The 1,176-nt window shown below is 72.7% G+C and carries 2 protein-coding genes and 1 pseudogene; all 3 read right to left on the bottom strand.

The window, feature by feature from the left end; genetic code table 11:
- Positions 1 to 553 (bottom strand): annotated as a pseudogene (locus ABZ656_RS58070) (hypothetical protein); the annotation flags it as partial.
- A gap of 6 nt (positions 554 to 559) precedes the next feature.
- Complete coding sequence (locus ABZ656_RS58065; RefSeq protein ID WP_095856654.1) at positions 560 to 718, bottom strand: DUF6760 family protein; 159 nt, start codon at positions 716 to 718, stop codon at positions 560 to 562.
- On the bottom strand, positions 715 to 1,176 hold a 462-nt coding region (locus tag ABZ656_RS58060; RefSeq protein ID WP_360280874.1), incomplete at its 5' end, for a hypothetical protein. The genes ABZ656_RS58065 and ABZ656_RS58060, both read right to left, overlap by 4 nt.

Here is a 1,176-nt window from a genome sequence, read left to right as displayed (position 1 = left end):
GGTTTGAGGAAGTCGACTCCCTGGCGGTTCCCCGTCTGATGCGCTGGGAGCAGGCAAGCGGGCGCAGTTCTGATGGTGTTGGGCCCATGCGCTGCACCGGCAGCGCACCGGTCCCCTCGCCCGATTCGACGGGCGAGGCCACCGGCAGCGAGAGCGAGGGGAGTTCGAGCCCGGAGGCGGGTCCCACGGGGGCGGCGAGCAGGCCCTTGACCAGTCCGCCGGGAGCGCCGTCGAGGACGGCGTGCGACAGCGTGCCGGTGAAGGAGGGGTTCTGCCAGGTCGTCAGCCGGCCGCCGAACCCGGCGTCGGCGACGGAGCCCGGCCGGTCCGTGGCCCGCTGGATCGGCGGCAGCGCTGGCCAGGCGGCAGGCCGGACCACACGCGCACCGGCTGCCTGCCCCGCACCGCCCGCCGTGGACGTATCGCTCGCCCCGGTCTCCGTACCGCCGGCCGGAGCCGAAGCACCCGCCGGTCCGGAAGCGGACGCGGCGGCGGAACCGCTGCCGGCCCCCCGCTCAGGTCCGCCGCCCCGCAGCCGATCAAAAAGCCCCACGCCGTGTCACCCTTCTCCGGCGCCGCGGTTGACGAGTGCCGCGATCTGTTCCGTGTAGCCGCGCCGGTCGCGGTGTTCGAGATCCAGGATGGTCTCCAGGCTCCAGTGGAAGTGATAGGCGATGTACGCGATCTCCTCCTGGATGCGGTCGGTCGCGTACGTCACGATTCCCCCAGGCGGCTCCCGCCGAGTTCGACCTCGAACGGCTCCTCGCAGTGCGGGCAGGTCACGGCGGCACGGGTGTGGCCCTCCGCGTTGACCTGGCGGTAGAAGTCCTGCAGGAAGGCGAGGTCCGAGGCGAACATGTTCTCCACCACCCCGTCGTGCACCAGCGGAAGGGTGCCGAGCCGGGTGATGACCCGGCCGAGCAGCACGACCGACAGGTACGCCGGGTTCTCCTGCACCCGCATGTCACGCAAGGGGACCAGCTCGTCGCGAGCGGTGGCGAGCCGCATCACGCCGTGCCGGTGCACGGTGCCGGAGTCGTCCACGTACCCGCGCGGCAGCTCGAACTCGAACTCGGTGCGCAGCGGTTGCGCGGCTGCGGCCGGGGCTGCGGCCGGGGCCGGAGCCGGAGCAGCGGTCTGCTCCGGAGTTCCTGTTCGGCGTCGTGTGCGCGCGCC

Source organism: Streptomyces sp. NPDC007095, assembly GCF_040634475.1.
Classification (GTDB): domain Bacteria; phylum Actinomycetota; class Actinomycetes; order Streptomycetales; family Streptomycetaceae; genus Streptomyces.
The sequence above is the reverse complement of the archived record's forward strand: the minus strand, read 5'-3'. Positions and strand labels throughout refer to the sequence as shown.